The organism is Rhodococcus sp. APC 3903 (assembly GCF_030407755.1).
Classification (GTDB): Bacteria; Actinomycetota; Actinomycetes; order Mycobacteriales; family Mycobacteriaceae; genus Rhodococcus_F; species Rhodococcus_F erythropolis.
In genome coordinates this window covers 243,634-251,888 of record NZ_JASDCV010000010.1, presented here as the reverse complement: position 1 = coordinate 251,888, position 8,255 = coordinate 243,634, and the positions used below count along the sequence as shown (strand labels likewise).

Here is an 8,255-nt window from a genome sequence, read left to right as displayed (position 1 = left end):
GGGCTGGGATGGCGAGGAATATGGCGTTGGGTGCTCGGGGCGAGGATGTGGCTGTCGAGTTCCTGATCGATTCTGGTTTGGAGATTGTCGAGCGTAATTGGCGTTGTCGGTACGGCGAGTTGGATGTTGTTGCCACGTCCGGTGATCGGATTGTGTTCGTGGAGGTGAAGACTCGGTCGGGTGTCGGGTACGGGAGTCCGGCGGAGTCGGTGACGTTCGCGAAGCAGCGTCGGATTCGGGTGTTGGCGATGCAGTGGCTCACTGATTCGGGTCGGTCGTGGTCGAGGGTGCGTTTCGATGTGGTGGCGGTGTTGATCGGCCGCGACGGTGTGCCTTCGGTCGAGCATTTTGTGGATGCGTTCTGATGGCGTTGGGGCGGGCGCATTCTGTTGCGGTCAGTGGCGTGGACGGGCAGATCGTGGAGATCGAGGCGGATATCGGGCGCGGGTTGCCTGCGGTGCATTTGGTGGGGCTGCCTGATACGGCGTTGCACGAGTCGCGTGATCGGATTCGGGCCGCGGTGACCAATTCTGGTGAGGAGTGGCCGGACAGCAAGGTGATTTTGGCGTTGTCGCCGGCGACGTTGCCGAAGGTGGGCAGCGTTTACGATTTGGCTCTGTCGTTGTCGGTTCTCGATGCGGCGAAGAAGTTGCCGCGGAAGTTGTTGCGGGAGACTGTCTTTTTGGGGGAGTTGGCACTCGACGGTCGACTGCGGACGGTGCGTGGTGTGTTGCCTGCGGTGCTTGCGGCGAAGCGGGCGGGGTGGGGGACTGTGGTGGTTCCAGCTCGGGCGTTGGCTGAGGCGGGCCTGGTGAAGGGGATCGAAGTGCTGGGAGCTGACGATCTGTCTGCGGTGATCGGGTGGTTGCGTGGTGAGTTGGCGCTGGCTGTTCCTGATGTTTTCGAGCGTGCGGATGTGGTGACGGTGCGTGATTTGAGTGAGGTTGTCGGGCAGACGGATGCTCGGTGGGCGATCGAGGTTGCTGCGGCGGGTGCGCATCATTTGATGTTGACGGGTCCGCCGGGGATCGGGAAAACGATGTTGGCGCAGAGGCTTCCGGGGATTCTTCCGCCGTTGACGGAGGGGGAGTCGTTGGAGGTGACGGCGATTCATTCGGTGGCGGGGGTGTTGCCGGAGGATCGGCCGTTGATCGATATGCCGCCTTTCATTGCGCCGCATCATAGTTCGTCGGTCAGTTCGCTGGTGGGTGGTGGTAGTGGGATGGCTCGTCCTGGTGCGGTCAGCCGCGCCCATCGCGGCGTGCTGTTTCTCGACGAATGTGCCGAGATCGGGGTGAAGGTGCTCGAAGCGCTACGCACGCCACTCGAAGACGGGGAAGTGCGAATCGCCCGGCGGGACGGAGTTGCGCGGTACCCGGCGCGGTTCCAGCTGATCCTGGCCGCCAATCCCTGCCCATGCGCGCCGCCGCGAGACGCGGATTGTGTATGTGCACCCGCGGCGCGTCGCCGTTACCTGGGGAAATTGTCCGGCCCGCTCTTGGACCGAGTCGACATCAGGGTCCGGATGCAGGCCGTTGCAACCGGAGCGCTGATCGACGAAGTAGGGGAAAGTACCGGCGACGTTCGTGCGCGCGTGGCGGCGGCTCGAGACACTGCAGCCCAGCGGTGGAGTGAGTACGGGTGGCGGACCAACGCGGAAGTACCAGGGCCGGCGTTGAGACAGAAGTTCAGACTCTCGCGTGCGGCGCTGGCGCCGGTGGAACGGGCGCTGCGCAAAGGTGTCATCACTGCTCGTGGGGCGGACCGAGCGTTGCGGGTTGCCTGGAGTGTCGCCGATCTGGCAGGTGAGGCGATGCCCGGACCAGACCAAGTTGTCACCGCACTCGACTTCCGAGACAGGGGATTCCAATGACTGCGCACGATCCGCGACTACTCGCTTGGGCATATCTGTCCCGCGTCGTGCAGGGCCCAAGCGCGTATATGTCCATGTTGATCGACGAGCTCGGGGTCGAAGAAACTGCGAGGGCGGTCCGCAACGGCGATCTGCCACCCGCGATCGAGGAGAAGACACGAGCCCGCGCTCACATCGACACAGCCCAACGAGACCTCGACCTGATGGAGGCGATGGGTGGCAGGCTCGTAACACCGAACTGCGCCGATTGGCCGGCGTGGCGAATGCTTTCCTTCGACGGACTCGATGCCTCCGGGGGTGAGACGGCGCCATTTGTGTTGTGGGTGTTGGGGTCCGGGGATTTGGTTGATCTGACCGAGAGATCGGTTGGGATTGTCGGCACGCGAGCATCTACTGCGTACGGCGAACACGTGACGGCAGAGATTGCCGGTGACCTCGCTGTCGACGGATGGACCGTGATTTCCGGGGCGGCCTTCGGTATCGACGGGGCCGCGCACCGCGCTGCATTGGGCGTAGGTGGAAACACACTGGCTGTCTTGGCCTGTGGGGTCGATCGAGCGTATCCGTCAGGGCATACGCGACTACTCAAACAGATAGCGAGTTCGGGTGCAGTGATAAGTGAATATCCACCGGGCACAACACCTGCAAAGTTCCGGTTTCTGGCAAGGAATCGACTGGTAGCTGCGTTGTCGGACGGAGTAGTGGTGGTCGAGGCGGGTTGGCGCAGTGGTGCACGCAATACCGCCAATTGGGCCCGGAAATTGGGCCGGCCGGTAATGGCGGTGCCCGGGCCGGTTACTTCGGCATCGTCGACCGGATGTCACCGGATGATCCGCGAAGGTGAAGCGCAACTCGTTTCCAATGCCGTGGATGTAGTCGAAGCGTCAGGTCCATTTGGTGTCGGGGATTCCGCGGAGGATGCAGCCGCTACACGTGACATCGACGCATTGCGGGGCAATTCTCGATTGGTATACGAAGCATTGCCGGGAACAGGTTCACGTAGTACGCGTGAGCTGTCCGAGGAATCGGGATTGCTCATAACGCAGGTTCGTGCAACTCTTCCTCTGCTCGAACTCGAGGGGTTTGCGAGTTCGGATTCGAGTGGATGGTTTCGGACGCGGTAGCGCGTGAACTTGATTGTGCTCGTCCGGTGGGCGGGTGGCGATGCCCACTAACCGTTCCGGCGAGAACGAAACTCGAATACCCTCGCGATGCTGGTAATTGCACGTCAGGACTGCTTTTCGTGAACTCGATCGGCCTGTGTGCAGCGTTATTCTCGACCCAGCTTTGCAGACCTGGCCGTGAATTTAACGGGCCTCAGGAAAGTCTCAGGTCAATGTGCTTTGAAGTCTGATTAGTCTGGATCCCCTGAGTGCGGGTATTGATTGGTGCGTCGTTAACCCGCTGCTAATTCGGACCATTGAGTCTGTTCGGAAATGGCACAGGTTTCCGGACTTCTTTTGTTCATCAACGCTCTATCTGTGTATTGTGAAGGAGAATTGAATCGATCATTGAAAGAGGAGTGCAATGGCTGAGAAGCTGATTCGGCAACTCATCGACGACCTTGACGGTAAGCCGATTGACGATGGATTCGGTGATCGAATTGAGTTCTCTTACCAGGGAACGGATTACGTGATCGATCTGCGCGCCACCAATGCAGAGAAGTTCGACGCTGCGGTGAAGCCGTTCGTCGAGGCGGCGGCGAAGGTGAGCGGGAAGCGTGGCAAGAAGGCGCAGGCTGCATCTCCGCAGGCCACGTCGGGTTCTGGCCGCTCCAAGGAGACGCTCCAGGCCATTCGTGATTGGGCGGGTAAGAACGGTTACGAAGTTGCTCCGCGCGGGCGTATCAAAGCGGAAATCATCGACGCTTTCGACGCTGCACACTAGGTTGAATTAATGCCTCCTCTGGCCCCTGGCGAACCTCGCCGGGGGCCAGAGGCGTATTTTACTATTGCTTTGCTGAATTTCTCCGATAGCGATGTGCTGCCTGATCATGCACGAGTCCTGATTCGGAAATTTGGCTGCCACCGACGAATTTACCCGGCAGAGTGGTCGGTTTATTTCGTTGCGCACCGTGGTCTGTCGCGCGCGGGGCGGATGTGCCGGGGGAGGCATTTTGTCCATGCGCTGCAATTGTCGTGTACCTTAGTTAGGTAACACTAACTTTTGGAAGGATCTTTCTGTGGCCAAGCCGACAACTGCATTGACGGTTCTGCGGACCGAACAATTGACTCCCCATATGGTGCGAGTGTTTCTCGGGGGACCGGGCTTCGAGTCCTTCACTCCCAGCGAATACAGCGATTCCTATGTAAAGATCGAATTCGGCACTCCTGATCAGCCGATACTGCGCACCTACACGATTCGTTCGTACGATCTTGATGCCAAAGAGATTGCAATCGATTTTGTCGTCCACGGCGACATGGGAGTTGCAGGTCCGTGGGCCGCGTCCGTTCAGCCGGGCGCTGAGATTACCCTGCGTGGACCGGGTGGCGCGTTTTCGCCGTCACCATCCGCTGATTGGTATCTCTTCGTCGGAGACGAGACCGCAATACCTGCTATTACTGCTTCGATAGCGAGATTGGCGCCGGATGCGGTCGGCTACGCCGTCGTCGAAGTCGGGGGGCCGGAAGACGAAATCGCGCTCGATGCCCCAGAAGGTATTGCCGTGACCTGGCTGCATCGCGGAGCATCGTCCGATGTGGTCGGCGAAGAATTAGCTGGCGACAACGCTCCGGTTGTCGCCGCGGTCAAGGCACTCGAATGGTTGCCGGGCGAACCGCACGTGTTCATTCACGGTGAAGCACAAGCCGTCATGCACAACCTCCGGCCGTACATTCGCAAGGAACGAAATGTCCCGGCGGCGGCTGCTTCTATTTCCGGCTATTGGCGTCGTGGTCGCACCGAAGAAGGCTTCCGGGTCTGGAAGTCCGAACTCGCCGCGGCCGAAAACTAACTCGCGGTGGCCTTGCCGCGAGTCAGCAACACGAGCGCAACGGCCGCGAGAACTCCGAAGGTGGGAATTGCGATTGCCATCGGCACGGCAGTGTCTTCTCCCGCAATTCCCACCAACGGCGAAACCAGCGCTGCCAAGCCGAACTGGCCCGCTCCCATCAGGGCTGAACCAGTTCCGGCCGCGTTGGTGACCTCTCCTTGGGCGAGAGCGGTTGCATTGCCCATGATGAACCCGATGCTCGAAATCGCCACGAACAGTGGGACCAAGATCAACCACGTATTCGTGGAACTGAAAACCACGCTGGTACAGAACAATACGGCGCCACCAATGAGGAGCAGGCACACCCCGAAACGCAGCAGCGTGCGAGCTCCGACGCGACCGAGCAGGCGAGTGGTGATCATCGCTGCCGTGACCATTCCGGTGGCGTTAACTGCGAACACGATCGAGAATTGTGACGGACTCAGCCCGAGAACATTCTGAACGACGAACGGTGATGCGGAGATGTACGCGAACAAGGCGCCGAATCCGAAGACGAATGCGAGCGCATATCCGAGGTAGTGCCGGTTTCGGACCACGTACTGCAGATTCGAGATCAGGGCCTTCAAACCACCGCCATGGCGTCGCTCGGGTGGAAGTGTCTCGGGAACGAGCAAAACGACACCAGCCACCATCACAGCGCCCGCGACAGCCAGGACCCAGAAGATCCCGCGCCATCCGACGGGACCCAGAAGTGCGCCGCCGATCAGTGGCGCGACCACGGGAGCGATACCGCCGATGATCATCATGATGCTGAAGAGCTTCGCTGCGTCGTCGCCGCGCGCTCGGTCGGCAATACAAGCGCGGGCAAGAACGATGGCAGCGCCTCCACTCAAGCCCTGGACGAGTCGTGCACCGATGAGAAACTCGATGTTCGGCGCCACCGCGCATGCCGCGCCGCTCAGTGCCGTGATGATTGTCGCGGCCAGCAGTATTCGTCGCCTGCCAAGTCCGTCGGAGATCGGACCGATGATCAGCTGGCCGATTCCGAGGCCTGCCATGAAGGTGGTCAGCGTGAGCTGAACGCTGGCCGCAGTAGTGTCGAGTGCATCCGCCATCAAAGGTAGGCCGGGCAGGTACATGTCGATGGACAGTGGAGCGATTGCGGAAATCAGTGCCAGTACACACAACATCTTCAGAGGAATTGCTCGATTCACCGATCAACCCTATCGGCGAGGCAGCTTGCAGTTTCAATCGCGGCGAGCGAGCGTGTGTTCATGACTGACCCATTGCCGGCGAGCTTGAGCGTTCACCTCGATGCGTATGCCGAGCACCTCCGACTGAGCCGAGGCCGGTCGGAACACACGATCCGCGCCTACGTCGGTGACGCGCGGGCATTGCTGACCCATTTCTCCGCGGGTTCGGAGAATGCAGATCTCGACCGCCTCGACCTAAGTGTCATGCGTTCGTGGTTGGCCGCCCAGAATGCCGTAGGAACAGCCCGTACGACGGTAGCTCGACGGGCTTCTTCGGCGCGTGGTTTCACTGCGTGGCTCGCGCAGACCGGACGTATTTCCGTCGACCCGGGCACACGTCTGGCGGCTCCACCTGCTCGTCGCACGCTGCCGACGGTGCTGCGTCAGAGCCAGGCCCTCGACGCAATGGATGCAGCGGAAAGCGGTGCGCAGCAACAAGAGCCGCTCGCCCTGCGAGACCGACTCATCGTGGAATTGTTGTACTCCACCGGAATTCGCGTCGGCGAGTTGTGTGGACTGGACGTCGAGTCGGTCGATGCTGATCGACGTTTGCTTCGTGTCCTCGGCAAGGGGAACAAGGAGCGATCGGTGCCATACGGCCTGCCTGCAGAATCGGCACTGAACGGGTGGCTGGAGCACGGACGACCCGCGCTGAGTTCGGATAGGTCCGGGCGAGCATTGCTCCTCGGAGTTCGAGGCGGCCGGCTCGATCAGCGTCAGGCGCGTTCGGTGGTCCACGAAACCATGGCTGCAATTCCAGGGGCTCCCGACATGGGTCCGCACGGGCTTCGGCACTCGGCTGCGACACATTTGCTGGAGGGTGGTGCAGACCTTCGTGTGGTCCAAGAACTCCTCGGGCATGCGAGTTTGGCGACCACTCAGCTGTACACGCACGTGTCGGTCGAACGCCTTCGATCGGTCCACGATCAGGCCCATCCACGCGCCTAGATTGTGAAGCGACGCGAGTTCTCGGCCGGTATTTGGTAGCGTCGCAGCTCAGAAGAGTGAACAATCGGCAAGTTCGATCGTCGTGTCGAGACACTCGATGACATGCGAAATCCGGGGGATTCGTGAACCGCCAAGATGTGAAGCACCTGCCGAACAGCGGCCAACCGGCCTGGCTGTCCGAAGCGCCGCAACCGGCTCCCGAGCCGGCGCCGACGCCGGAGCCTGTGGCACGACTGCAAGAGGTCTGGACCACGCCACCGCCACCGTCGAGCCAACAGCAGGTGACAAACCAGGATCTGGTTGCCGAAGCTTTACTGAAACGCCCTAAACGGACGCCGCGTGGCGGATGGCGTAGGGGATTGCATCGTGCGACCGGAGGTGTGGTCAATCTGGGGGATTCGACCAACGAACAGCGCAACCGTGCACTGGCCGCCCGAATCGAGCAGCCGATCCGTAACGACTACCGAGTCGCTTTGCTCTCGCTCAAAGGGGGCGTGGGCAAGACGACGGTCACGGTCGGACTCGGTGCGACATTTGCTTCGCTTCGTGGTGACTGCGTCGTGGCGGTTGACGCCAATCCCGATTTCGGAACTTTGGCGCAACGTGTTCCGCTGCAGACCAATTCGACGGTGCGCGATCTGATTGCTGCTAGACCGGACATAAAGAGCTATTCGGACGTTCGAGTGCACACATCCCAGTCGTCGAGTCGTCTCGAGGTCCTGGCGAGTGAGCAGGATCCGGCGATTTCGGAGGCATTCAGCGAGGCGGACTATCGCCAGGTCATCGACATCTTGCAGGTCTACTACAACATCATCCTCACTGATTGCGGTACCGGGATCATGCACTCGGCGATGAACGGCGTTCTCGATCTTGCCAATTCGTTGGTTCTCGTCAGTTCGCCGGCAATCGACGGAGCGCGCAGCGCAGCGGCAACGCTCGATTGGCTTCAGTTGCACGGATACGGCCATCTGGTCGAACGGACCGTCGTCGTCATCAGCGCCGCCCGACCAGGGTCGAGCGTGATCGACATGGACGCTTTGGTGGACTATTTCATGCGTCGATGCCGCGCCGTCGAGGTCATTCCTTTCGACGAGCATCTCGCGGAGGGGTCGGTGATGGTCCTCGAGTTGATGCGACCGGCCACCAGACGAGCGTTCATGGAACTGGCAGCGATGGTGGCCGACGACTTCGCGGACGCTGTGGGTCGGCACGCCGTTTCCGAGTGGCACTGATTCTGCGACCGATTTCT

At 60.8% G+C, this 8,255-nt stretch carries 8 protein-coding genes; 7 read left to right on the top strand and 1 reads right to left on the bottom strand.

The features are described from left to right. Nucleotides 1-8: 8 nt before the first annotated feature. The 5 genes from QMA15_RS16800 to QMA15_RS16780 all read left to right on the top strand — a co-directional run bounded on the left by QMA15_RS16800 (nucleotide 9) and on the right by QMA15_RS16780 (nucleotide 4,826). Nucleotides 9-365: a YraN family protein gene (locus QMA15_RS16800; protein WP_029255132.1), complete on the top strand. Its 357-nt coding sequence runs from the start codon at nucleotides 9-11 to the stop codon at nucleotides 363-365. Then, complete coding sequence (locus QMA15_RS16795; protein WP_021333044.1) at nucleotides 365-1,873, top strand: YifB family Mg chelatase-like AAA ATPase; 1,509 nt, start codon at nucleotides 365-367, stop codon at nucleotides 1,871-1,873. The genes QMA15_RS16800 and QMA15_RS16795 overlap by 1 nt, the downstream gene beginning before the upstream one ends. After that, nucleotides 1,870-2,997 carry a DNA-processing protein DprA gene (gene dprA, locus QMA15_RS16790; RefSeq protein ID WP_279163806.1) on the top strand — a complete coding sequence of 376 codons (1,128 nt, stop codon included), beginning with the start codon at nucleotides 1,870-1,872 and terminating at the stop codon, nucleotides 2,995-2,997. The genes QMA15_RS16795 and dprA overlap by 4 nt, the downstream gene beginning before the upstream one ends. A 403-nt stretch (nucleotides 2,998-3,400) precedes the next feature. Continuing rightward, on the top strand, nucleotides 3,401-3,760 hold the full coding sequence (locus QMA15_RS16785) for an Lsr2 family protein (RefSeq protein ID WP_003942721.1): 360 nt from the start codon (nucleotides 3,401-3,403) through the stop codon (nucleotides 3,758-3,760). Nucleotides 3,761-4,055: 295 nt separating this feature from the next. Further along, entirely contained in the window at nucleotides 4,056-4,826 is a 771-nt protein-coding gene (locus tag QMA15_RS16780; RefSeq protein WP_080910457.1) for a siderophore-interacting protein, read from the top strand. Here the strand turns inward: QMA15_RS16780 and QMA15_RS16775 are convergent. Continuing rightward, nucleotides 4,823-5,995, bottom strand: a complete 1,173-nt coding sequence (locus QMA15_RS16775) for a multidrug effflux MFS transporter (RefSeq protein WP_029255136.1) — start codon at nucleotides 5,993-5,995, stop codon at nucleotides 4,823-4,825. The two genes, QMA15_RS16780 and QMA15_RS16775, sit on opposite strands and share 4 nt — an antisense overlap. Nucleotides 5,996-6,079: 84 nt before the next feature. On the opposite strand from QMA15_RS16775, the gene QMA15_RS16770 reads away from it, so the two are divergent. Together QMA15_RS16770 and QMA15_RS16765 are read left to right on the top strand one after the other, a co-directional pair. Continuing rightward, nucleotides 6,080-7,006: a tyrosine recombinase XerC gene (locus QMA15_RS16770; RefSeq protein WP_279163805.1), complete on the top strand. Its 927-nt coding sequence runs from the start codon at nucleotides 6,080-6,082 to the stop codon at nucleotides 7,004-7,006. Between the two features lie 122 nt (nucleotides 7,007-7,128). Next, nucleotides 7,129-8,238 carry a MinD/ParA family protein gene (locus QMA15_RS16765; protein WP_290285483.1) on the top strand — a complete coding sequence of 370 codons (1,110 nt, stop codon included), beginning with the start codon at nucleotides 7,129-7,131 and terminating at the stop codon, nucleotides 8,236-8,238. Nucleotides 8,239-8,255 lie beyond the last annotated feature (17 nt).